The 22728-nt window shown below is 74.3% G+C and carries 19 protein-coding genes; 9 read left to right on the top strand and 10 right to left on the bottom strand.

Annotated elements, in window-relative coordinates:
* The first annotated feature begins 325 nt into the window (after positions 1 to 325).
* Positions 326 to 1807 (top strand): DNA-binding protein NsdB, encoded by a 1482-nt coding sequence (locus tag ACZ47G_RS36165; protein WP_465750168.1) that lies wholly within the window; start codon positions 326 to 328, stop codon positions 1805 to 1807.
* A 141-nt stretch (positions 1808 to 1948) separates the two neighbouring features.
* Here the strand turns inward: ACZ47G_RS36165 and ACZ47G_RS36160 are convergent, their stop codons facing one another.
* Positions 1949 to 2518, bottom strand: coding sequence for a hypothetical protein (locus ACZ47G_RS36160; protein ID WP_465750166.1), 570 nt, complete (start codon positions 2516 to 2518; stop codon positions 1949 to 1951).
* 287 nt (positions 2519 to 2805) lie between these two features.
* Between ACZ47G_RS36160 and ACZ47G_RS36155 the strand changes: the two genes are divergently transcribed.
* The gene (locus ACZ47G_RS36155) at positions 2806 to 4305 is read left to right on the top strand and encodes a HEAT repeat domain-containing protein (RefSeq protein ID WP_465750164.1); all 1500 of its coding nucleotides are present in this window, start codon (positions 2806 to 2808) and stop codon (positions 4303 to 4305) included.
* Between the two features lie 135 nt (positions 4306 to 4440).
* On the opposite strand, the gene ACZ47G_RS36150 is transcribed toward ACZ47G_RS36155, so the two are convergent.
* The 3 genes from ACZ47G_RS36150 to ACZ47G_RS36140 all read right to left on the bottom strand — a co-directional run bounded on the left by ACZ47G_RS36150 (position 4441) and on the right by ACZ47G_RS36140 (position 6835).
* Complete coding sequence (locus tag ACZ47G_RS36150) at positions 4441 to 5283, bottom strand: undecaprenyl-diphosphate phosphatase (RefSeq protein ID WP_465750245.1); 843 nt, start codon at positions 5281 to 5283, stop codon at positions 4441 to 4443.
* Positions 5284 to 5505: 222 nt separating this feature from the next.
* Entirely contained in the window at positions 5506 to 6204 is a 699-nt protein-coding gene (locus tag ACZ47G_RS36145; protein WP_465750243.1) for a class I SAM-dependent methyltransferase, read from the bottom strand.
* A 94-nt stretch (positions 6205 to 6298) separates the two neighbouring features.
* Positions 6299 to 6835 (bottom strand): PadR family transcriptional regulator, encoded by a 537-nt coding sequence (locus ACZ47G_RS36140; RefSeq protein WP_465750162.1) that lies wholly within the window; start codon positions 6833 to 6835, stop codon positions 6299 to 6301.
* 125 nt (positions 6836 to 6960) lie between these two features.
* On the opposite strand from ACZ47G_RS36140, the gene ACZ47G_RS36135 reads away from it, so the two are divergent.
* A complete protein-coding gene (locus ACZ47G_RS36135) occupies positions 6961 to 7728 on the top strand; it encodes an alpha/beta fold hydrolase (RefSeq protein ID WP_465750160.1) in 768 nt (255 codons plus the stop codon).
* Between the two features lie 105 nt (positions 7729 to 7833).
* Here ACZ47G_RS36135 and pxpB read toward each other — a convergent pair whose 3' ends face one another.
* The 4 genes from pxpB to ACZ47G_RS36115 all read right to left on the bottom strand — a co-directional run bounded on the left by pxpB (position 7834) and on the right by ACZ47G_RS36115 (position 11163).
* Positions 7834 to 8472 (bottom strand): 5-oxoprolinase subunit PxpB, encoded by a 639-nt coding sequence (gene pxpB / locus ACZ47G_RS36130; protein ID WP_465750158.1) that lies wholly within the window; start codon positions 8470 to 8472, stop codon positions 7834 to 7836.
* Entirely contained in the window at positions 8469 to 9245 is a 777-nt protein-coding gene (locus ACZ47G_RS36125) for a LamB/YcsF family protein (RefSeq protein ID WP_465750156.1), read from the bottom strand. Before ACZ47G_RS36125 ends, pxpB begins: the two co-directional genes overlap by 4 nt.
* 142 nt (positions 9246 to 9387) lie before the next feature.
* On the bottom strand, positions 9388 to 9912 hold the full coding sequence (locus ACZ47G_RS36120) for a hypothetical protein (RefSeq protein WP_465750154.1): 525 nt from the start codon (positions 9910 to 9912) through the stop codon (positions 9388 to 9390).
* A 216-nt stretch (positions 9913 to 10128) separates the two neighbouring features.
* Complete coding sequence (locus ACZ47G_RS36115; protein WP_465750152.1) at positions 10129 to 11163, bottom strand: IPT/TIG domain-containing protein; 1035 nt, start codon at positions 11161 to 11163, stop codon at positions 10129 to 10131.
* 245 nt (positions 11164 to 11408) lie between these two features.
* On the opposite strand from ACZ47G_RS36115, the gene ACZ47G_RS36110 reads away from it, so the two are divergent.
* From ACZ47G_RS36110 to ACZ47G_RS36095, 4 genes are all read left to right on the top strand, one after another.
* Positions 11409 to 12893, top strand: a complete 1485-nt coding sequence (locus ACZ47G_RS36110) for a hypothetical protein (RefSeq protein WP_465750241.1) — start codon at positions 11409 to 11411, stop codon at positions 12891 to 12893.
* A 70-nt stretch (positions 12894 to 12963) separates the two neighbouring features.
* Positions 12964 to 13839: a hypothetical protein gene (locus ACZ47G_RS36105; RefSeq protein WP_465750150.1), complete on the top strand. Its 876-nt coding sequence runs from the start codon at positions 12964 to 12966 to the stop codon at positions 13837 to 13839.
* A gap of 96 nt (positions 13840 to 13935) precedes the next feature.
* On the top strand, positions 13936 to 18501 hold the full coding sequence (locus tag ACZ47G_RS36100; RefSeq protein WP_465750148.1) for a hypothetical protein: 4566 nt from the start codon (positions 13936 to 13938) through the stop codon (positions 18499 to 18501).
* A 19-nt stretch (positions 18502 to 18520) separates the two neighbouring features.
* Positions 18521 to 19279 (top strand): metallophosphoesterase, encoded by a 759-nt coding sequence (locus ACZ47G_RS36095; protein ID WP_465750146.1) that lies wholly within the window; start codon positions 18521 to 18523, stop codon positions 19277 to 19279.
* Here the strand turns inward: ACZ47G_RS36095 and ACZ47G_RS36090 are convergent.
* A complete protein-coding gene (locus ACZ47G_RS36090) occupies positions 19251 to 19673 on the bottom strand; it encodes a hypothetical protein (RefSeq protein ID WP_465750144.1) in 423 nt (140 codons plus the stop codon). The genes ACZ47G_RS36095 and ACZ47G_RS36090 overlap by 29 nt on opposite strands.
* A 157-nt stretch (positions 19674 to 19830) precedes the next feature.
* Entirely contained in the window at positions 19831 to 20526 is a 696-nt protein-coding gene (locus ACZ47G_RS36085; protein ID WP_465750142.1) for a FadR/GntR family transcriptional regulator, read from the bottom strand.
* Positions 20527 to 20695: 169 nt separating this feature from the next.
* Here ACZ47G_RS36085 and ACZ47G_RS36080 point away from each other — a divergent pair, with 169 nt between their 5' ends.
* Together ACZ47G_RS36080 and ACZ47G_RS36075 are read left to right on the top strand one after the other, a co-directional pair.
* Positions 20696 to 21250 carry a gluconokinase gene (locus tag ACZ47G_RS36080; protein WP_465750140.1) on the top strand — a complete coding sequence of 185 codons (555 nt, stop codon included), beginning with the start codon at positions 20696 to 20698 and terminating at the stop codon, positions 21248 to 21250.
* Entirely contained in the window at positions 21247 to 22644 is a 1398-nt protein-coding gene (locus ACZ47G_RS36075) for a GntP family permease (protein ID WP_465750138.1), read from the top strand. Before ACZ47G_RS36080 ends, ACZ47G_RS36075 begins: the two co-directional genes overlap by 4 nt.
* Positions 22645 to 22728 lie beyond the last annotated feature (84 nt).

The following is a 22728-nucleotide window of genomic DNA, read 5'->3' as shown; positions in this document are numbered from 1 at the left end:
CCCCTGTTCGGCGGTGCTCCGGCCGTCCGCACCCTGGGGAATGCGGTCGGCCGGACTGCCGTGGCCGTGCCCGGCGCCCCCGCGCCACCCGGCCGCGCCACCCCCTCGGGTGAAGACCGGGAGCGCCCCGTGCCACGGTCGGGGGAGTGCCCCGACGCTGGTGGGACGCCGCCCGACCCGAGGGGCGAGGTGGCGCATCCCTACAACACACCCGTCGGGCACTGGCTTAGTAGTCTGGCGGGCCCTGGCGAACGGTGGCGAATGCTCGCCTGGCACTTGCCCGAGCCTCTAGCCTCGGAGGTGCCGAGGAACCTGGGGGCTTCATTTGAGCAGGGAACCCAACACCCGACTCGCCGATCTGTTCGTCCTGACCGGATGGTCCAAGGGCGAACTGGCCCGGCTGGTCAACCGTCGGGGTGCCGCGCTGGGGCAGCAGCAGCTGTCCACCGACACGTCGAGGGTACGGCGGTGGATCGAGCAGGGGGAGATCCCGCGCGATCCGGTGCCGAGGGTGCTGGCAGCCGTGTTCACGGAGCGGCTCGGACGTGTCGTCACCACTGAGGACCTCGGTCTGGAACGACACCGGCCCACCAGGTCCGGAGCGGAGCCGTCCGCAGCAGTCCCGTGGTCGCCGGATCGAACAGCCGCGGTCCTCACCGAGTTCACGGGAATGGACCTCATGCTGAACCGACGTGGATTGGTGGGCGCCGGAGCCGCGCTCACGGCCGGGGCGGTCGTCGCCGACTCGCTGAAGGGCTGGTTGGGCGGGGACGCGGTCGCGTACGCGGCCTCGGTGCCCGGACCGCGCCAGCTGGTCACCGGGAGCGCCGCGCGCCCGGTGGTCGACGTGTACGACGCGGGCCCGGTGGGGCTCGACGAGGTGGAGTCGCTGGAGCGCTCGGTGCAGGTGTTCCGGGCCTGGGACGCGGCCCGCGGTGGCGGGCTGCAGCGCAAGGCGGTGGTCGGCCAACTCAACGAGGTCGGCGGACTGTTGACGCACCGCCACGCGCCGGCGGTGGAGCAGCGGCTGTGGCTGGTCGCGGCCAACCTGTCGGTGCTGGCCGGCTGGATGTCGCACGACGTGGGCCTGGAGCCCACCGCCCAGAAGTACTTCATGATGGCGGCCGAGGCGGCCAAGGAGGCCGGCGACCGCCCGCGGGCCGGGGAGGCGATCTCCCGGGCCGCCCGGCAGATGGTGCACCTGGGCCGGGCCGACGAGGCGATCGAGCTGATGTCGGCGGCCAAGGCGGGCGGCGGCCTGCTGATGCCCAGAACGCGGGCGATGTTCAACACCGTGGAGGCCTGGGCGCGCGCCTCGATCGGGCACTCCCAGGACACCTACCGGCTGCTCGGCGAGGCGGAGGAACTGTTCACCGAGGACGCGCCGGAGCCGCCGCCGTCCTGGATGCAGGTGTTCGACGAGGCCGAACTGCGCGGCATGCAGGCCCTGGTGCTGCGCACCCTGGCCGAGCACGACCCGGCGGCGGCCCCGCAGGCGCGGCGGCACGCGGAGCGGGTGATCGCCCTCCGGGAGGGGACCGGGCAGCTGCGCTCGGCGCTGTTCGACCGGATCACCCTGGCCTCGGTGCACTGGATCACCGGCGAGCCGGACGCGGCGGAGTTCCAGGCCAAGATGGTGATGAACCTGATCGGCCAGAACTCCTCGCACCGGACCTGGGACCGGCTGCGCGAGATGTACCGGCTGACCGCCCGCTACCGGGGGCTGCCGGTGGTGGACGAGCTGCGGGCGGAGCTCGGCCGGGAGCTGCGGGCGGCGGACGCCAAGAACCGGCCGCGGCGGTCGTGAGACGGGTGGCCGGTCGGGAGTCGGCCGGTCGGGAGTCGGCCGGTCGGGAGACGGTCGGGCCGAGATGGTCGGGCCAGAGTCGGCCGGGAAGTGGCCGGCCGGGCGGTTCTCGGCCGGTGGTACGCGGATGGGGATCCGGATTCAGGCCCGCCGGAGCAGCATGCGCAGCGCGGTGACGGTCCCGTCCGTGCCGAGCACGGGTTCGCCCGCGCACTCGACGTCGTCGTGCCGTCCGCAGGGGCGGCGGATCCGCAGGGTGCCGGCGGCCGGGCGGCCGTGCACCAGGGCGTCGGTCATCATCCGGCGCAGCAGCGGCCGGTCCGCCTCGGGGAGGCGGTCGGGCAGCCGGTCGAGGCTGAGCGGGCCGTGGCCCGGGTCGCAGCCGAGGAGGAGGTAGGTCTCGGCGTCCCAGCGGACGCCGTCGGTCAGCAAGTCCCACTCGGCCGAGCCGACGAGTCCGTCGCCGGCCGTGCCGTCGGTGTCTCCGTTGCCGAGGTAGGGGCCGGACGGTTCCTGCGCCGTGCCGTCCACTCTGCCGTCCGTTCCGCGGTCGGAGCCGTCTGCGGCACCGTCGCCCGCTGCGCCGCGGGTGCGGTCCGCCCTGCCCGTGGGGCCGGCGGCGCGCTCCGTACCGGAGCCGTCCGCGCCCGCCGGGGCGCCGTCCACCGTGGCGGTGTCCGGCGGGCGGGCGGTGCCTAAGGGCATGTTCATGACGGGTCCATCGCTGAGTGTGGCCCGCCGTGTGCGGGGCGTCGGGGTGGTGAGAAGACTGTCGCACAGCGTTCTCACCGGTGTGGGCGATTTGGACAGAACGCAGGCAAAATTCCCCTGGCATATGCCACTGTGGCAGCCGCCTTCGTCGCCCTGTGTGCGGAAGCGGGTCCGAGGCGGTAACCTTCGGTGATTCCGGCGCCCGGGCGCCCACCGCAGTACCGACCAGAGACCCCGGCGACGGAAATCCCGTTGCCACTACGACCGCCGCAACGGATGCTGACCTCATGTTCGAGCCAGTGATAGCACCTAGTGCCAGCCTCCTAGGCCTCCTTCAGCGAGGCCGTGGTGACGGGCAGCTCCACGCGCTGGCCGCCGACCGTGCCGAGGCCATCGCCGCGCTGGAGGAATGCGTCACCAGGGATCCGCGGGCCGACTGGCAGGTCGAGAGCCGCTCCCTCTACTACGCCCGCCTCTACATGGAGCTGGAGGCCCCCCTCGACGGCATCGAGGACCACCTCCACTCCGCCGAGGACCTCGTCAGCGATGACGAGAGCCGCACCGGCCTCGCTCTCTCCGTCCTGGGACACCTCGCCGCGTACGGCCGGCGCGACGCGCTGCTGATGCTGCGCGAGTACGCCGCCACCGGCGCCAACTGGGCCTGGGCCCTGGACGAACTCGCCCTGCGCGACGACGACCGCGGCCTGCTGCTGCTCGGCACCGCCGTGCTGGACCGCTTCGCACCGGGCCCCGAGGGCGACGCCGAGCTGCGTGAGTTCATCCGCAACGCCTACGAGCCCCGGCCCTGGCGGCTCTGGGCGGCCTACCACCCGCGAGTGGCCGCGGCCAGCGAGCAGTCCCCCTTCGACCTGTGGCAGCGCCAGCTCAACCGCGGCGGCGTCACCCCCGGCTGGTCCACCGCCGACGTGCTGGCCTGGGCCGACCAGGGCAGTCTGGGCGACCTCGGCGCCGCCGCCTTCCTGGGCCGGCCCGAGCCGGTGCGCGCCGACGAGGACCGCTCGGGCCCCGACGCCGTGGACCGCCGCGCCGCCGCGGCCGCCCGCTGTCTGACCGCCGTGGTCCGGCCCGAGGACCGCCCCGTCCTGCTGGAGGCCGCCCGCGACGGCCTGCCCGGCGCCCGGCGGGCCGCCCTGCGCTACCTGGTGGACCAGCGCGACCCGGCCGCCATCGAGCTGATCGAGGCCGCCGCAGCTGACGTGGACGACCGGATCGTCCGGGCAGCTCTGGAGCTGCTCGGACGGATGCGCGGCCCCGAGGTGCTGGCGCAGGCCCGCCGCTGGGCCGACCCGGCCAGCGGGGGAGCCGACAGCGCGCTCGGCGAGACCGCGGTGCGGCTGCTCGCCGACGCCGGGGAGCCGGCCGACGCGCCGCTGGTGGTCGCCGGACTGCGCCGCTGGATCTCGGTGCGCGGGGTCAGCGGTACCGGGCTGGGATCGCTGGTCGACGGTGCGGGGCGGCTGGCCGCCGCCGACGCCGTCCCGGTCCTGCGCCACATCTACGGCGAGGCCGGCTCCTCCGAACTGCGCGGCCGCGCCGCCCGGGCGCTCGCCGCCACCGATGTGCACTTCCCCGAGGGGCCCGCCGTCGAGTGCCTCTGGGACTGCGAGGAGTCCACGCGCGAGCTCGCCGCGCGCCATGTCGCCACCACCGGCGACGCGCGTGTGCTGGAGCGGCTGCGAAGGCTCGCCGCGGACCCGGCCGAGGAGGCCGAGGTCCACGCCGCCGTACGCGGCCGACTGACCGCCGCCCGGGAGTTCGGGCGCTAGGTACGGGATCCGACCTTCGGTGGGCCGGGACACCTCGACGGTGTCCCGGCCCACTGCTTTTGCGTCGGTGCCCGCTGCTGTGCGTCGGTGCCCGCTGCTTTCGGTTTTCGGTCGAGGGCTTGGTGGAACGCGGTTCTACTTGACCGGGCCCGCGTCCGGGGCCAGCACGCCGCCTGCCACCAGACCGATGATCAGCACGCCGAGCAGCACCCGGTACACCACGAACGGGAGGAAACTGTTGTTCGAGATGTACTTGAGGAACCAGGCGATCGCCGCGTAGCCGACCGCGAAGGCGATCAGGGTGGCCAGGATCGTCGGCCCCCAGGCCGGGGCGGGGCCCTCGCCGATCTTGAACAGTTCCAGCGTCCCGGAGGCGAGCACCGCCGGGATCGCGAGCAGGAACGAGTACCGGGCCGCCGCCTCCCGGCTGTAGCCGAGCAGCAGGCCCGCGCTGATCGTGCCGCCGGAGCGGGAGACGCCCGGGATCAGCGCCAGCGCCTGGGCGAAGCCGTAGGCGGCCGCGTGCGGCAGGGTCAGGTCGGTGATCGGACGGGCGTGGCGGACGGCCCGGGTGCGGTCGGCGAGGGCCAGCACCAGACCGAAGACGATCAGCGTGGTGCCGATGATCCGCAGATCGCGCAGATGGGTCTCGATGGAGTCCTGGAACAGCTTGCCGAGGATGCCGATCGGCAGGGTGCCGATGATCACGAACCAGCCCATCCGGGCGTCCGGATGGGAGCGCAGCGCCGGGCGGAACAGCGACAGCACCCAGGTCCGGACGATCGAGGCGATGTCCCGGCGGAAGTAGATCAGCACCGCGGCCTCGGTGCCGAGCTGGGTGACGGCGGTGAACGCCGCCCCCGGGTCGTCCCATCCCAACAGGGCGGAGAACACCCGCAGATGGGCGCTGGAGGAGACGGGCAGGAACTCGGTGAGCCCCTGGATCAGGCCGAGAACGGCCCCGTGGAACCAGTCGATCACCGAACACCCGCCAGGGGTATCAGGCGGGTGTGGTGCTGGTGCGGCATGGGCGGGTCCTTGCGGGTCGGAGCGGGCGTGCGGACGACCGCGACCCGCGCGGCCCGCGGCCGCGCACGGGCCCGGCGCGCGGCCGATGGTACGGGGTGAAGGTGACAACTCTTTGTTCACCCTTTAGCCGTGCTTTGCGCACCTGGGCCGTCCCGTCCGCGCGGACCGGTTCTAGTCGGCCGGCCGGGCCCGGACCCAGGTGCGGTCCTCCGTGAGGTACTCCTCGACCCGCAGACTGGCCTCTGCCAGGGCCTGTTCGAAGGCCGCCGCGGTGAGCGGACGGGACAGGAAGGTCTGGGTCCAGACGCCGTCCGGGAAGACGTACTCGGCGTGGACCGAATTCACCCCGGTACCGACCGGTGTCGCGGACAGGATCCGGGCCACCCCCTCCGTCCCGGCGATCCGGCTCTCCCGCGGCACGTTGCGGTGCCAGTCCTCGCCCTCGCGCTGCACCAGCACGCAGCCGTCCTCGGCGACGTGGCGGCGGCAGGTCTCCAGCAGGCCCTGGCGGACCGCCGGGTCGCCGGCGTGAACCAGGAAGGAGGCGAGCATGACGACGTCGAAGCGCTCGCCGAGGTCCAGCCGCTCGATCGGGCTGCACACCGTGCGGACGTCCGACCGGACCCGGGCCAGCATCTCGGCGGACTCGTCCACGGCCGTCACGGCGAAGCCGCGTTCGACCAGCGGGTGGGTCATCCGGCCGACGCCGCAGCCCAGTTCGAGGATGCGGGCGCCCGGCGGCACCGCGGCCTCGATCACGTCCGGTGCGTCGCCCACCGGGAGGCGGGTCCACACCTCGACCGCGCAGCCGTCCGGGGTGATCGCGCCGGTGCCCGTGCCGTCGTAGCCCTCGCGTCGCTCGTCGCTCATGTGCGTGTCGTTGCCCATGGGCCTCATCGGAGCACGGGCCGGGCGGGGAGGGAAGGGAGAGTGGACGGCATTCGGTCAGCCGCCGGACGGTCCGTCAGCCGGCCTGCGGACCCTCCAGTTCGGCCAGGGCGGCGCGCAGCCAGGCGAGTTCGGCCTCGGTCGTGGCGCGGGCGGTCAGCAGCAGGCCGCGCCGGAACGGGTCGGTGAACTCCTCGGCGCTGCGCGGGCGGTCGTCCTCGTAGAAGAAGCTGGCGGGCTCGGTGAGGAAGTCCAGCCGGCGGCGGAGCACGGCGGCCTGGGCGGCTGGGTCGTCGAGGTGGCGCAGGAAGGAGACCACGGTGGTCCAGCGGTTGCCGTCGCTGATGTCCAGCGGCTCGGGCTCGCGCAGCCGGTCGAGCAGGGCGGTGCGGCCGGCCGCGGTGAGGTGCAGGGTGTGCCGGGGAGCGGCGGCACTGCCGGGCTCGGTCTCGCGGACCAGTAGGCCGTCGGCCTCCAGGCGCTTGATCGCGGGGTAGAGCGAGCCGTCGCTGATCGGGCGGATGTGGCCGGTGAGGGCGGCGAGGTGGCGGCGCAGCTCGTAGCCGTGCAGCGGCCGGTCGTACAGGAACCCGAGGATCGCGAGCTTCAGCATGGGGTCACTCTTCCAGCTCTTCCGGATCCGTGTCTCGGAGCATCGGTATATCGGTTCCGTTATACCTCGAAGTCGATGTATTGTCTGGCCTCGACAGCTTCCCACCGACACAGGAGCGTGTGCGCGTGCGCGAGACCCCCGTCACCCCGAACGGCGACCGGATCCGCTGGGTCGAGCTGCCCGGCGCCGGACCCGCCCGGCTCTACCTCCACGGGCTCGGCGCGAGCTCGCCCGTCTACTTCGCGGCCGCCGCCGCCCATCCACTGCTCAGCGGGCACCGCTCGCTGCTGCTCGACTTCCTCGGCTTCGGGATCAGCGACCGCCCCGCCGACTTCGGGTACACCCTGGAGGCGCACGCCGACACGGTCGCCGCCGCCGTCGCCGCGGCCGGCCTGGAGCGGGTCGAGGTGGTCGCCCACAGCATGGGCGGCGCGATCGCGATCGTCCTGGCGCACCGGCACCCCGGGCTGGTCGCGCGGCTGGTCCTGGTCGACGCCAACCTCGACCCCATCGCGCCCGACCGCGAGCGGATCGGCAGCGGCGGGATCGCGACCTACTCCGAGGCGGAGTTCCTGGCGGGTGGGCGGGCCGAGGTCGCCGAGCGGGTCGGCCCGTTCTGGTGGTCCACCATGCGGCTGGCCGGCCCGGAGGCCCTATACCGCAGCGCCGTGCACCTCGCCCGGGGGAGCGGGCCGACCATGCGCGAACTGCTGCTCGGGCTGGACCTGCCGCGCACCTTCCTCCACCCGGAGGCGGACGCGCCCGCCGGCACCGACGGGCTGCGCGCGGCGGGGGTGCGGGTGGTGGAGGTGCCGGACTGCGGGCACAACATCATGCTGGACAACCCGGACGGCTTCGCGGCGGCGGCCGCCGCGGCGCTGGGTGCGGGCTGAGGAACGGCTGAACGGCCCTCACCGCTTCCGCAACGGCGCGAACCGCTCCGGAGTCCCGGCCGCCCGGCGTTCGGGTGGACGGGTAGCCGGGTGGTCGGCCCGCGGCTACGCCCGTTCCGCGGTGAACCGCACCCGCGCCCCCGGCGCCAGCAGCGCCGCCGGTTCGCGGGCCGGGTCCCAGAGGGCCAGCGCCGTCCGCCCGATCAGCTGCCAGCCGCCGGGGGAGGGGCTCGGGTAGACGCCGGTGTACCGCCCGGCCAGGGCGACCGAGCCGGTCGGGACGGCGCTGCGCGGGGTGGCCCGGCGTGGCACCTCGTAGCGCGGCGGCAGCCCGGTGAGGTAGCCGAAGCCGGGTGCGAAGCCGCAGAAGGCGACCACGTACTCGGGCTCGGTGTGGATCCGTACGGCGGCCTCCGCGGAGACGCCCCAGAGCGCGGCGACCTCCGTCAGGTCGGCGCCGTCGTAGACGGTGGGGACCTCCAGCAGCGGCCCGCCCGCCGCGGTGGCCGCCGCCGGACGGGCGGTGCGCAGCAGCGCCGCCAGCGCGGGGACGTCCGTGACGCCGTCCAGCAGCACAGTGCGGGCGGCGGGGACGACCTCGTCGACCCCGCCCAGCTCCCCGGCGGCCTGCCGCTCGCGCAGCCACCCGTACAGCGCGGCGACCTCGGCCGTGCCCGGCAGCTCGACCAGCAGCGCCCGCTCGCCCACCCGCCGCACCCGGCCGGGGCCCCCGCCCGCCGTCATGTGAAGGCCTCGACCCGGACGCCGGCCGAGGCCAGGGCGCCGCGGATCCGCCAGGCGAGCTGGGCGGCGCCGGGGGTGTCGCCGTGGACGCAGAGTGAGCGGGCCTCGACGGCGATCCGGTCGCCGCCGACGGCCTCCACCGTGCCGTCCCGGGCGATGCCGACCGCGCGGGTGATCACCGACCCGGGGTCGTGCACCACCGCGTCGGGCTCTCGGCGCGGGACGAGGGTGCCGGCCCAGGTGTACGCGCGGTCGGCGAAGGCCTCGGTGACCACCGGCAGGCCGACGCCCTCGGCGACGGCGAGCAACCGGGATCCGGGCAGTCCGAGGACGGGCAGCGGGCCGTCGCAGACGGCGCCCGCCCGCAGCACGCCGGCCACCACGGCCTCGGCCTGCTCGGAGTCGGTGACCACCCGGTTGTAGAGGGCGCCGTGCGGCTTGACGTAGGAGACCCGGGAGCCGGCCGCGCGGGCGAAGACCTGGAGGGCGCCGATCTGGTAGGCGATCTCGTCGGCCAGTTCCTCCGGCGGGACGTCCATCGCGCGGCGGCCGAAGCCCGCCAGGTCGCGGTAGGAGACCTGGGCGCCGATCCGGACGCCGCGTTCGGCGGCCAGTGCGCAGACCCGGCGCATCGTCGAGGGGTCCCCGGCGTGGAAGCCACAGGCGACGTTCGCGCTGGTCACCACGGACAGCAGGGCCTCGTCGTCGGTCAAGGTCCACCGCCCGAACCCCTCACCGAGGTCCGCATTGAGATCGATCACCGCATCGGCCACGCCCGTCCGCCTCCCAGCAGCTGTTGAGCCAGATGGTAGGGCCTGGCGAGGAAGCCCGTCGGCCGTGACCCGGACGGCCGACGGGCCCACCGGCGCGGGTGCGAAGCCCACACGCCCCGGGGCGGCGCCCGGGAGCGCCGACTCAGTTCGCGGCAAGGCGTTCCTGGAAGGAACGTTCCAGCGGACGCAGCGCCCGCAGCACGATCAGCAGCGGAACGACGCCGAAGACACCGAACGACATGTCGATGAATCGCCAGGCCAGCGGGATCCCGCGCAGCGGCCCGCAGATCAGCGCCAGCGGGATCACCGCGCCGCAGGCGAGCACCGCCCAGCGGATCACCCAGATGTTGCGGACCGGGTCCTTGAGCGGTCCCCAGAAGGCGGCGCCGATCACCAGGTGGGCGAAGGCCAGCCAGTCGGTGCCGTAGGCCAGGAACGGGTAGTTCCGATTGGTCTCGGCGACGCCGGTGTGGACCCGCTCGAACCAGGCGGTGACGGCCGGGACGTGGCCGGTCAGCGGGGCGGCCGGGCCCGCGGCGAACTCGGCCAGCCAGCGGGTCTCGGTCTCCAGCGGGAAGGCGGTCAGGCCGCTCAGCACCAGGCAGACCAGGAAGAACCGGAGCCAGCGCCGGGTCTTCCGGAGGATGACCGCGGGGTCGCCGTCCATCTCGCACACCTCCAGCGCGCGCCGGGCGCGCGCATGTCGAATGTGCAGGCGGGCCTTGTCCCGTCTGCGCGAGAGCGACTCTAGACCCTGCATTTGAACGCGTTCAACATGGCCTCCGAGTCGGCCCCGGACACACCGGTGCCCGGGCACCTGAACGGCCCCGGGCATCGGTGGAACAGCGGCTGCTCGGTGGAACGGGCTGCTCGGTGGAACCGGCTACGCGGTGTACGTGTACGTCACCGGCGCGCTGGTGCCGCCCGCCGTGGTGACCGTGACGTTCACCGGTCCGGGCGCGGCGCCCGCCGGAGACGTGGCAGAGCAGAAGGACGGCCCGCAGGAGACGTGCGCGGCCGGCACCCCGCCGAAGGCGACCGAGCCGTAGGTCAGGCCGGTGCCCTGGAGGTACACCTGGGTCCCGCCGGCCACCGGCCCGCTCTTGGTGGTCAGGTTGCTCACCACCGGCGCGGGCGGCGCCGGCGGCGGGTCGCCGGTGTAGTCGAAGGCGGCCGGCGCCGCCGCTGTGCCGCCCGGGGTCACCACGCTGACCGGCGCGCTGCCGGAGCCGCCGGGCGTGGTCACGGTGCAGGCGGTGTCGGTGCAGGTGCCCGCGGCCGGGACGCCGCCGACCAGCACCATGCCGCTCGACAGGTTGCTGCCGCTGACGGTCACCGCGGTGCCGCCCGCGCCCGGTCCGGTGGTGGTGTCGAGGCCGGTGACGGCCGGTGCGGCCCGGACGGTCGCCGGCAGGTAGGACTGGCTGCCGAGGTCGTACCGCGAGATGTGCCCGGTGGGGTCGGTGTCGTTCGGGTTGGCGGCCGTCACCGTGATCACACCGGCGATCGGCACCCCGGCCGTGGTGCGGAGGTTGAGCTTCATGAACTCGCTCTTCCCGACCACCCGGGTGCCGGTGAGCACGGCCTCCAGGTGGCGGCCGTCGGGGGAGAGGGTCTCGGTGAAGGTGTAGTCGTACGGCGTGGAGTAGAACATCGCGCCGTCGGTGGTGACGCCCGGCGGCAGGTCGACGGTGAAGTGCGTCGGGCCGGTCAGGTCGGCGGTGCCGGCGGAGACCCAGCTCGCCGACATGGTGCCGGAGGTGAAGAAGCCGCCGGGGTAGTTCCCGCTCTGCGACACGGTGACGTGCTGGGCGGAGGTCGACGGCGGGCCGGCCGGCGCGGCCACGGCGGCGCCGGTGCTGAGGACGGTCACGGACAGGGCGGCGGCGAAGCCCGCTATGGCGGGTCGGGTGATCATGGGACGATCATCACCGGTCAGGCGCACCGCCCTCACGGTTTTCTCGAATGCCGGTTCGGGATTGGCGCGATCCCGTCGAAACCACGTTCTGAATCCGACCCCGACACGCCACCCGGCCTGCCGTCCGGCCCGTCCGCAAGGTCCGTTTCGGTCGATGTCGGTGCGAACCTCTAATCTTGTCCACCGTGACCGTCATCGCTGACCCGCCCACCGAGCCCGGCCTCCGCCCGGCCGCCGGCGCCGCCGTGCCCGCCCCGCGGCCCGCGCCCGGCCCCGCCGCCGACGAAGGCCTGGCCCGTCGGCTCAAGGCGTTGGCCTGCACCGCCCCGCTGCACGACCTGGACAACCGCAAGGTCAACCTGGCCGGCGAGTACGGCGGCTACGCGATGGCCGAGGTCGGCCTCGCCGCGATCGACCTGGTCACCCTGCACATGGACTTCGACACCGGGGCCGACCGCGACATAGTGCTCGCCCGGATGCTGCCCCGGGTCGCCGCCCAGGCCCCGCACCGGCACGCCCCCGAGCACGAGCGGGTCGCCCGCTGGGTGCTGGAGTCGCTGATCAACGTCGGCAGCGTGGACCGCGGCTTCCGCGCCGTCTACGGCACCTTCGGCGCCGACGGCGAGTACGTCCGCCGCGACTACGACTTCAAGCTGATCGAGGAGGTCCCCGGCCCCGACGGCGGCGTCTACCTGCGCACCACCGACGAGGCCGTCAACGTCCTGGTCGGCGCGCTGGACACCGATGTCACCTCGGCCCAGATCGCCGCCGAGGTCAAGCTGGAGGTGCTGATCCGCCGCGGCCGCCTGGCCGACGCCCAGCTCGCCGCCGAGCAGGCCCGCTACCGCACCGTCCAGTACGCCGAGACGCTGCGCCGCGCCCTCGACGCCACCCGCCGCAACGTCCGCGCGGTCGACTGGATGAAGGCCGTCCCGGATCTCATCGACGAGGCGCTGGACCACATCGCCGACCGGTACCGGCACGAGAACGCGATTCTCACCAACATCCGCAAGGCCCGCGACGAGGCCGAGGACCAGGAACACAAGCGCCGCGCCGCCGAACTGGTCGACATCGTCAAGGACTGCATCCGCCGCCACACCCAGCTGCAGACCCGGCTGCTGGAGGCCGGCCCGCTGTTCCGCGCCGAGCAGGACCGCCAGGCCTTCGCCACCCCCGGCACCCGCAGCGGCATCGACCTCTACGGGCAGTTGCTCGCCCCCGTGCTGAGGCTGCCGATAGAGCAGGCCGTCCGCCCCACCGGCGCCTTCTTCGCCCGCGGCGCCGGACTGCGCACGCCCGTCTCGGTCCGCGTCGCCGACCTGGTCGACCTGCTGCTCACCCCGCCGGTCGAGCGCGAGCACCTCGGCGCCGAACTCCCCGACCCGGACCTCGTCGCCACCCCGGACGACAGCCGCTTCTCCGAAGCCCAGCTGGAGGCCGCCCAGGAACTGCTCGACCTGCCCCCGGACGCCCCCCGCCGGCTCTCCGGCCTGCTCGCCGACGCCCGCCGGCAGGACCCGGAACTCCCGTACCTGGTCGCCCTGCTGGCCGTGCACGCGGCCAGCCCCCCGGTCGGCACCGCCTACCGCCAGGGCGAGGAGCGGCTGCTGTTCGCCGTGGACGACGGCACCCCGCTGCGCGACCGGGAGTTCGGCGGCGCCGACCTGATCGTCGGCAGCGCCCTGCTCGACGCGGTCGGCATGGCCGCCGACCGCAAGGACGCCGGCTGACCGGCCGGACACCCACGTTGACGCCCCACCAGACATCCCGTAGCAGCAACACCCCTGAGGAGCACCGCCCGTGACGACCCACCACGACACGTCCTGGGCGGCCGAGACCGAACCCGCGGCCCCCGCGCCGATCACCCCGGCCGACGTCGCCGACGCCGCGCGGCTGGTCTCCTTCGGCCTCCAGGCCAAGCTGCTGCCCGCCCGCGACGCCGAGTACGCCGAACTCGTCCGCCGCCACCGCGAGGACCCGCCGTTCGCCCGCCTCGCCGACGCCATCGCCACCGGCATGGGCCTGGTCGTCCTGGAGGTCTCGCCGCGGGCCGGCATGGCCGTCGCCGCCGCCGAGGAGTCGCTGTTCGCCGTCCGGATGGGCGACTACTCGCGCCGCGCCGCCTCCGAGAGCACCGACCGCTTCCTGCACGGACTGGCCCACCTCGCCGTCGCCGCGATGGCCTTCCCCCGCCCCGAGGACCTCGCCGACGACGGCTACCTCGGCCGGATCACCGTCAACGGCGTCGACTCCTTCGTCCGCCAGGCCTGCCGCCGGCTGGAGGAGCAGGCCGACGCCGAGGGCGCCAACACCGACCCGGCTTCGGACGCCCCCGGCCTGGAGGCGGCCTGGCGGGTCTGGGCCCGGCGCACCGCCACCGGCGCCACCAAGGACGCCCGCCGGCTCTCCGGTTCCACCATCGGCATCGTGGCCAAGGCCGTGATGTTCCTGGTGGACTCCGGCTTCCTGCAGAAGGTCTCCGACGACTCCGGCGGCACCTACCGCACCACCGCCCGCTACCAGCTCCAGGTCCGCGACCTGGCCGGCAGCGCCGCGATGGCCGAACTGCTCGACCTCGGCATCGTCCCGGTCTCCGACGGCACCGCCAGCCTGCTGCCGCCGGACACCGGCGACGAGCTGGTCGCCGACGCCGGCCTGCCGTTCCACTCGCTCTGACCGCTCTGACCGCTCTGACCGCTCTGACTGATCGCCCTGATCGCTCCGATCTGATCGCTCTGACAACCCCATAAGACGCACGGAGAACCGCCGCACATGTACGAGCTCAACCGGGTCCGCCTCTACTCGATCGGACCGGCCGGCGCCCGCTACGCCGACACGGTGCTCGACCTGCGCGGCGTCGGCGAGCCCGTCGCCGATCCGGCCCCGCAGCAGATCGGCCTGTTCGGCGAGGACGCCGACGGCCCGGTCCGCCGCCCCGCCCCGGCCGGCGTGCTCTTCCTGGAGAACGGCGGCGGCAAGTCCGTCCTGCTCAAGCTGATCTTCTCGGTGATGCTCCCCGGCCACCGCAACACCCTCGGCGGCGCCAGCTCCGGCGTGCTGCGCAAGTTCCTGCTCGCCGACGACTGCGGCCACGTCGCCCTGGAGTGGCAGCACACCGTCACCGGCGAACTCATCGTGGTCGGCAAGGTCAGCGAGTGGCGCGGCCGCCAGGTCTCCTCCGACCCGCGCAAGTTCGCCGAGACCTGGTACTCCTTCCGCCCCGGCCCCGGCCTCACCCTCGACTCGCTGCCGGTCGCCGAACGGATCAGCCTGGCCGGCGACCAGAAGGCCCGCGGCCGCCGCCGCACCATGAAGGGCTTCCGCGACGCCCTCACCGAGGCCGGCAAGGCCCACCCCCACCTCGACCTGGTCTTCGAGGACGGCCACGACCGCTGGACCGAACACCTCGGCGAACTCGGCCTCGACCCCGAACTCTTCCGCTACCAGCGCGAGATGAACGCCGACGAGGGCGAGGCGGCCGGCCTCTTCGCGGTCAAGCAGGACAAGGACTTCACCGACCTGCTGCTGCGCGCCGTCACCGACACCCGGGACACCGACGGCCTGGCCGACCTCGTCCACGGCTTCGCCGCCAAGCTCGGCCTGCGCGCCGAACTCACCGCCGAACGCGACTTCACCGCCGGCTCGCTCGACCTGCTGGAACGCATCGTCGAGGCCACCGCCGCCCGCGAGACCGTCCGCGAGGCCCACCGCACCGCCGAGCGCCGCGCCCGCCGGCTCGCCCACGCCCTCACCTCCCGCGCCGCCGCCGAGCGCGACCGCGCCCAGGACCTCGCCATCGAGGTCGCCGCCGCCGCGAGCGCCGTCACCGCCGCCGAGGCCGACCGCACCCGGCACAGCCTGATCGCCGACGAACTCACCCACCGGCACGCCACCCTGAGCCTCGCCGCGGCCACCGCCGAGGCCGCCGCGCTGCGCCGCGAACTCACCGACGCCCGCACCCTGCACTCCGCCTGGCAGGCCGCCGAGGCCGTGCTGCGCCAGCGCGCCGCCGCCGACCGGGTCGCCCGGGTCGCCGTCGCCATCCGCGAGGCCGAACTCGACGCCGCCCCCGCGCTCGCCGCCCGCGCCCTCGCCGCCACCGCGCTCGCCCGCGCCCTGGAAGCCGCCGCCACGGCCGCCGAGACCCGCGCCGACACCGAGGAGCAGCGCGCGAGCGAGCTCCAGGAGGACGGCGGCAAGGCGCAGTCCGCCGCCACCGAGGCCGCCACCGCCGCCCAGAAGGCCCGCAGCGAGGCCGAACACCTGCGCCAGCGCCTCGCCGAGGTCGAGCAGGAGACCGAGGCCGCCGTCGAGGCCGGCTTCATCGACTCCGACGGCGACGTGGACCCGGCCCGCGCCGCCCTGCACGCCGCCGACGTCGAGCAGGCCGCCGCCGCGGCCCTCACCCAGGCCCGGACCACCGCCGAGGCCTGCGCCGCCCGGCTGCGCGAGGCCGCCGCCGCCACCTCCCGCGCCGAACTCGCCGCCGAACGGGCCGGCGACGCCCGCAAGGACGCCGCCCGCGCGCTCGCCGCCGAGCAGCGCACCGCCGCCCTGCTGGCCACCGAGCAGCGGCTCGCCGACCTGCTGTCCCTGACCCCCTACCAAGAGGGTGCCGAGGAGGACGCCGGCTTCCTCACCCCCGCCGTGCTCGACCGCAACGCCGAGTACCTGCGCGAACTCCTGGACGAGGCGATCGCCACCGCCGAGCGCACCCTGTTCGACCTCCGGACCGCCGCGGCCGACGACTCCCGGATCCTCGCCGCACTCGGTGACGGCGGCCTGCTGCCACCCGGCCCCGATGTGCTGGCCACCGTCGAGTACCTCGCCGAGCACGGCATCCCCGCCCTGCCCGGCTGGCGCTACCTCGCCCAGTCCGTCGACCCGGCCGACCACGAGGCGATCCTCGCCGCCCGCCCCGAACTGGTCGACGGCGTGGTCGTCACCGACCCGGCCTCGCTGGAGCGCGCCCGCGAGGCCCTCCAGGCCGCCGCCCTGCTGCCGCGCTCCACCGTCGCGGTCGGTGCCGCCGCCTCGCTGGTCGCCCCGATCACCGACCAGCCCGCCTTCTTCCTGGTGCCGCCGAACCCGGCCATGCACGACGAGTCCGCCGCCGACGGCGAGCGCCGCGAACTGCGCGCCCGCGCCGCCGCCCGCGAGGAGCACATCCGCGAACTCGCCGGCCGCCTCGGCGCCGACCGCGCCCTCGCCGCCCGCCTCGCCTCCTGGCACGCCAGCTGCCCGCCCGGCACCCTGGCCGAACTCGCCGCCGCCGCCGAGGCCGCCCGCGAGCACGCCGAGCAGGCCGCCGCCGCCCTGGCCACCCTGCGCGCCGACCACGACGAGGCCGAGACCGACCACGCCGCCGCGGCCTCCGCCCACGAGGAGCACCGGGAGACCGCCCAGCGCGCCCGGCGCCGCGCCGACGCCCTCTCCGGCCTCGCCTTCCGGCTGCGCGAGCGCGCCACCTGGGCCCGCCGCCAGCGCGAACTGGCCGAGGACGCCGCCGAGTGCGACCGCCGCCAGGCCGTCTGCGCCGAACGCGCCCGCACCTGCGACGAAGACCGCCGCGCCGCCCAGCGCGCCGCCGACGACGCCCGCCGCACCGTCCGCGCGCTGCGCGCCGAACGCGCCGAGATCCCCGCCGCCGAGCAGGCCGACGAGCCCGCCGAGCAGAGTGCCCCCGCCGCGCTGCCCGCCCTGCGCGAGGCCTACCGGGCCGCCTCCCAGCTGTACGAGAAGGTCGGCGTCGGCGCCGACCTGCGCGCCGAACAGGCCCGCGCCGAGGGCGACGAGGCCGCCGCCGCCACCGAACTCGACCGCCTCACCAACAAGGTCCGCACCCGCGCCGAGGAACTCCTCGGCAGCCCCGACGGCGCCGACGGCCCGGCCCGCCAGGCCGCCGCCGCCCGCGCCGAGGAACTGGTCGCCACCATCGAGGCCCGCTCGGCCGCCGCCAGCGAGCAGCTCGGCCGGCTGCGCGGCGACGCCGAGCGCTCGGCCCCCGCTGACGGCGAGGCGCACACCGAGCTGCCCGAGGAGCTGGTGCCCACCGACCCCGAGCACGCCCAGGCCCTGCTGCGCACCGCCACCAGCCGGCTCGCCGAGTGCCGCGAGGCCGTGGACGCCGCCCGCACCGCCCACGCCGACCTCCAGCGCACCTTCGACGCCGCCCAGTCCGCCGCCGCCGACTTCGACGACCTGGCCGGCCAGCTGCGCGACGGCCTGCGCGAGGCGCAGGAGGAGGACGCCCAGCCGGTCGAGCCCTACCTCGGCTCGCTGCCCGAGGCCCGCAACGCCTCCACCGACGCCCGCCGCGGCCTGCGGACGGCCGTCGGCGAGCTGTCCTCGGCCGAACTCGCCGTCCGCGACGCCTCCGACGCACTGGTCCGGCACGCCAACGCCGCCCGCTACGAGGCCGTCCGCACCCCCGCGCGCCAGCAGATCCGCGAACTGCCCGCCTCCGCGCTGCCCGAGCACGCCGCCGCCTGGGCCGCCGCCTTCGCCCCCCGACTGCGGGTGCTCACCGACGAGCTGACCCAGTTGGAGAAGAACCGCGGTTCGATCGTGGACCGGCTGCGCGGACTGGTCGAGTCCTCGCTCACCACCCTGCGCGCCGCCCAGCGGCTGTCCCGGCTGCCCGAGGGCCTGGGGGAGTGGTCCGGCCAGGAGTTCCTGCGGATCCGCTTCGAGGACCCGGACCACGCCACCTTGGTGGAACGCCTCGGCGAGGTCATCGACGAGGCCACCCGCGCCGCCGTCCGGAAGAACAGCGACCTGCGCCGCGACGGCATGTCCCTGCTGCTGCGCGGTGTCGCCGCCGCGATCGGCCCCAAGGGCGTCAGCGTCGAGATCCTCAAGCCCGACGCGGTGCTGCGCGCCGAGCGGGTGAGCGTCGGCCAGATGTCCGACGTCTTCTCCGGCGGCCAGCTGCTCACCGCCGCCATCGCGCTCTACTGCACGATGGCCGCGCTGCGCGCCAACGACCGCGGCCAGTCCCAACTGCGGCACGCCGGCACGCTGTTCCTCGACAACCCGATCGGCCGCGCCAACGCCACCTATCTGCTGGAGCTCCAGCGGGCCGTGGCCGACGCGCTCGGCGTCCAGCTGATCTACACCACCGGCCTGTTCGACACCACCGCGCTCGCCGAGTTCCCGCTGGTGATCCGGCTGCGCAACGACGCCGACCTGCGGGCCGGCCTCAAGTACATCTCGGTGGAGGAGCACCTGCGCCCCGGCCTGCCCGCCCCGCAGGACCCGGACGGCCCGACCATCCACGGCGAGATCACCGCCACCCGGATGTTCAAGCGCCCCCCGGAGGTTCCCGCCCAGCAGTGAAGTCACTAGCGTGATCGTCATGTTGACGATCGCACACCTCAGTGACATCCACCTCGGCCAGGTCCACCATCGGGACGCCGGCAAGCGGGCCCGGCGGCGGGCCGAGCAGGTGATGGCGTACCTCGATGCCCTGCCCGGCCCGCTGGACGCGGTGCTGGTCACCGGCGACCTCGCCGACCACGGCCTGCCCGAGGAGTACCGGCAGGTCGTCGAAGTGCTGGACTCGCGGCACCCGGTGCTCACCTGCCCCGGCAACCACGACGTCCGGGCGCCGTACCGCCAGGTGCTGCTCGGCGAGGAGCCGTCGACGGATCCGGTCAACCGGCTGCACCGGCTGCCCGGTGTCGACGTGCTGATGCTCGACTCCTCGATACCCGAGCAGGACGACGGCCTGCTGGCCGACGACACCCTCGACTGGCTGGACGCCCGACTCTCCTCAGGCCGCCAGGAGTTGCCCGCGCTGGTGGCCTTCCACCACCCGCCGGTCGAGCTCTACATCCCGAGCATCGACCGGATCCGCCAGTTCGGCGAGGCCCGCCTGGCGCAGGTGCTGCGCCGCCACCCCCGGGTGGCCGCGCTGCTCTGCGGACACTCCCACACCCCCGCCGCGACCACCTTCGCCGGCCTGCCGGTGCTGGTCGCGCCCGGGGTGGTCTCCACCGTCACGCTGCCCTGCGAGGGCGGGCGCGGCATCAGCTTCGACCACCCGCCGATGCTCGCCTTCCACGTCCTGGACGACGCGGGCCGGCTCACCACCCACTACCGGGTCGTCCCCTAGCGGCCGACACCCCGCGCTGGTAAGGCTGTTGGGGCTGCTGCTGCGGGTACTGCTGTGGATACTGCGGCGCCGCCCCACCGGCCCGGGGGAACGGCCGGGCGGCCAGCGGCTCGGGTGCGACCCGGCTGCCCGCCATCGGGGAGGCGGAGTTCGGCCCGCGCAGCCGCTGGGCGGCGACCTGGCGGGAGATCAGGATCTCCAGCAGGCACCACATCGTGCCGAACACCCCGAGCCCCATCGCCAGCAGCGCGGGCGTCATCAGCCAACTGCCCGCGTACGAGGCCAGCGTCGCGACCACCACGCCCACCAGCGTGAAGGCCAGGCAGAGCACCGCCCGGACCGCGGCGGAGCGCACCTCGTCGGGCAGGCGGCGACGGCGGCGTGGCACGGACATCGGGCGACCCCCAGGCGCGAATCCGGTGGCGTACGAGAAGCGGGCGCACGGGAAACGCGCCCCCTTGCCTCACTCTGCCCCGCGAAACCCGGACCATGCGTCCGAATCCATTGAATTGCCGCCAAATCGTGTCATCCGGACAGGCGGTGGCGCCGGCTCACCCCAACTGGAGGTTGAGCTCCTCCAGGGCCCCCGTGACGATGGTCCGCATCGCCTGCTCGGCGTGGACGGCGTCGCCCGCGCAGATCGCGTCGGCGACCTCCCGGTGCAGCCGGATCGCGTACGGTTCCGGCTGATGGGGCATCAGATGGTACTCGGTCCGTCCGGTGAGCACCGCTCCCACGGTGTCCCCGAGGTGGGCGAACATCTCGTTCCCGGAGGCGCGCAGCACCAGGGCGTGGAAGGCGATGTCGTGCCGGAGGAAGGTGGTGAGGTCGGCCTCCCGCGCGGAGACCGTCAACTCCACTGCCAGCGAGCTGAGTTCGCGCCGGTCGTCATCGGTCGCGTGGGTCGCGGCGAGGGCGGCGGCGGCCGGTTCGACGGCCATCCGGAGCGAGCCGAGCGAGCGCAGTTGGGCGGGCCGGTCGGCACCGGCCAGGCGCCAGCGGATCACCATCGGGTCGAAGACGTCCCAGAGCGACTTCGGCTGGACGGTGATCCCGACCCGCCGCCGGGACGCCACCAGGCGCATCCCCTCCAGGACGCGCACCGCCTCCCGGACGACCGTCCGGGACACCCCGAACCGCTCCTCCAGGTCCTCCGCGCGCAGCACCGCGCCCTCGGGGATCTCCCCGGACGCGATCGCCGGCCCGAGCTCGTCAAGCACCCGACCGGGCAGCCCCTGGATCTCCATCCGCCCAGCCTAGACGCCCCGGCCCGAGGTCTCCCGGCCGCCTCCTCCGCCACCGGGCGCACTGCGACCGAGCCCACACGGTAAAAGTATGACGATTTGGTTTCCGCCACTTGAATACGTCATATCTTTGAGGCGATAGTGGCGGCCTGCAACGAAGGAGCACCACCCCATGGCTCTCAACGTCGAGAACCGAGCCGTCCCGGACGCCCCCCTCACCGTCGTGGTGATGGGCGTCTCCGGTGTCGGCAAGACCACGCTGGCCCGCCTCCTGGCCGACCGCCTCGATCTCCCCTTCGCCGAGGCGGACGAGTTCCACCCGCCGGCCAACATCGCCAAGATGTCCGCCGGCACCCCGCTGGACGACCAGGACCGCGAACCCTGGCTGCGCGCCATCGGCGCCTGGCTCAGGGAGCGCACCGAGGCCGGCACCGGCGGCGTGGTCACCTGCTCGGCGCTGAAGCACGGCTACCGCGACATCCTGCGCGCGGACGCCCCGGACGCCTTCTTCCTGCACCTCAGCGGCGGTCACCAGCTGGTCGAGGACCGGCTCTCCCACCGCTCCGGCCACTTCATGCCGACGTCGCTGCTCGGATCCCAGTACGCCACCTTGGAGGCCCTGGGCGCGGACGAGCGCGGCGCGGTCCTGGACGTGGGCCCGTCCCCCGAAGAACTCGTCGAGATGGCCGTGGCGCTGCTGCGGCCCGTCAATGGAGACCTCGCGTGAGTAGCCTGTCCCCCACCCTCCTGGCAGCCGCCCCACCGGCCCTGCCGCACACCGGCAGCAACTCCCAGCTGCTGATCGCGGTGCTGCTCAGCATCGGCGTGATCGTCCTGCTGATCACCAAGCTGAAGCTGCACCCGTTCCTCGCCCTCACACTCGGCTCCGGCCTGCTGGCCGCCGTCGCGGGCGCCCCCTTCGACAAGCTGCTGAGCAGCTTCTCCACGGGCTTCGGCTCCACCGTGGCCAGCGTCGGCCTGCTGATCGGCCTGGGCGCGATGCTCGGCAAGCTGCTCGCGGACTCCGGCGGCGCCAACATCATCGCGGACACCGTGCTGTCCCGGACCGGCCACAAGGCACTGCCGTGGGCGATGGCGCTGATCGCCGCCGTACTCGGCCTGCCGCTGTTCTTCGAGGTCGGCGTCGTCCTGCTGATCCCGATCGTGCTGCTGGTCGCCCGCCGCGGCAACGTGCCGCTGATGCGGGTCGGCATCCCGGCGCTGGCCGGCCTGTCGGTGCTGCACGGCCTGGTGCCCCCGCACCCGGGGCCGCTGGTCGCCATCGACGCCCTGAAGGCCGACCTCGGCATCACCCTGGCGCTCGGCCTGCTGATCGCCGTCCCGACCCTGATCGTGGCCGGCCCGCTGTTCGCCCGGGTCGCCGAGCGCTGGGTCGGCCCGCTGGAGATCCCGGCCGCCGTCACCCCCGAGGAGAAGGCCGAGCGGGAGCACACCCCGTCCTTCGGCGCGGTCATGGCGACCATCCTGCTGCCGGTCGTGCTGATGCTCGGCAAGGCCCTGGCCGACGTGGTGATCGACGACCCGAAGGCGGTCGGCCAGCGGGTGTTCGACTTCATCGGCTCCCCGCTGATCGCCCTGCTCGCCGCGACCCTGCTCGGCATGCTGACCCTCGGCAAGGCGGCCGGCTTCGACCGGGCGCGGATCTCCGACACCGTCGGCAAGGCGCTGGGCCCGATCGCCGGCATCGTGTTCATCGTCGGCGCGGGCGGCGGCTTCAAGCAGACCCTGATCGACGTGGGCGTCGGCGACATGGTCAGCCACTGGTCCGCGGAGTGGCACATCTCCGCGCTGCTGCTGGGCTGGCTGATCGCGGTGCTGATCCGCCTGGCCACCGGCTCGGCGACGGTCGCCACCATCACCGCGGCCGGCATCGTCTCCCCGCTCGCCGCGAACATGTCCTCGACCCACGCGGCCCTGCTGGTGCTCGCGATCGGCGCCGGCTCGCTGTTCCTCTCGCACGTCAACGACGCCGGCTTCTGGCTGGTCAAGGAGTACTTCGGGATGAGCGTCGGGCAGACGCTGAAGTCCTGGTCGGTGATGGAGACGATCATCTCGGTGGTCGCGATAGCGCTGATCCTGCCGCTGAGCATGCTCATCTAGCGCACCAGCGCACCCCACCGCCGAGGGGCGGCACCCGTACCGTACGGGTGCCGCCCCTCGGCGTTCCCGTGGGCACTGGAGAGC

The organism is Kitasatospora sp. NPDC030952, from assembly GCF_055571335.1.
This window is presented reverse-complemented; position numbering and strand designations above follow the sequence as displayed.

Coding starts and splice junctions, on each gene's coding strand:
- pxpB (WP_465750158.1), bottom strand. CDS start 8,472: ATGACGGCGGGCGGGGGCCCCGGCCGGGTGCGGCGGGTGGGCGAGCGG.
- ACZ47G_RS36090 (WP_465750144.1), bottom strand. CDS start 19,673: ATGTCCGTGCCACGCCGCCGTCGCCGCCTGCCCGACGAGGTGCGCTCC.
- ACZ47G_RS36095 (WP_465750146.1), top strand. CDS start 18,521: ATGTTGACGATCGCACACCTCAGTGACATCCACCTCGGCCAGGTCCAC.
- ACZ47G_RS36115 (WP_465750152.1), bottom strand. CDS start 11,163: ATGATCACCCGACCCGCCATAGCGGGCTTCGCCGCCGCCCTGTCCGTG.
- ACZ47G_RS36145 (WP_465750243.1), bottom strand. CDS start 6,204: ATGAGCGACGAGCGACGCGAGGGCTACGACGGCACGGGCACCGGCGCG.
- ACZ47G_RS36100 (WP_465750148.1), top strand. CDS start 13,936: ATGTACGAGCTCAACCGGGTCCGCCTCTACTCGATCGGACCGGCCGGC.
- ACZ47G_RS36160 (WP_465750166.1), bottom strand. CDS start 2,518: ATGAACATGCCCTTAGGCACCGCCCGCCCGCCGGACACCGCCACGGTG.
- ACZ47G_RS36140 (WP_465750162.1), bottom strand. CDS start 6,835: ATGCTGAAGCTCGCGATCCTCGGGTTCCTGTACGACCGGCCGCTGCAC.
- ACZ47G_RS36155 (WP_465750164.1), top strand. CDS start 2,806: ATGTTCGAGCCAGTGATAGCACCTAGTGCCAGCCTCCTAGGCCTCCTT.
- ACZ47G_RS36120 (WP_465750154.1), bottom strand. CDS start 9,912: ATGGACGGCGACCCCGCGGTCATCCTCCGGAAGACCCGGCGCTGGCTC.
- ACZ47G_RS36080 (WP_465750140.1), top strand. CDS start 20,696: ATGGCTCTCAACGTCGAGAACCGAGCCGTCCCGGACGCCCCCCTCACC.
- ACZ47G_RS36085 (WP_465750142.1), bottom strand. CDS start 20,526: ATGGAGATCCAGGGGCTGCCCGGTCGGGTGCTTGACGAGCTCGGGCCG.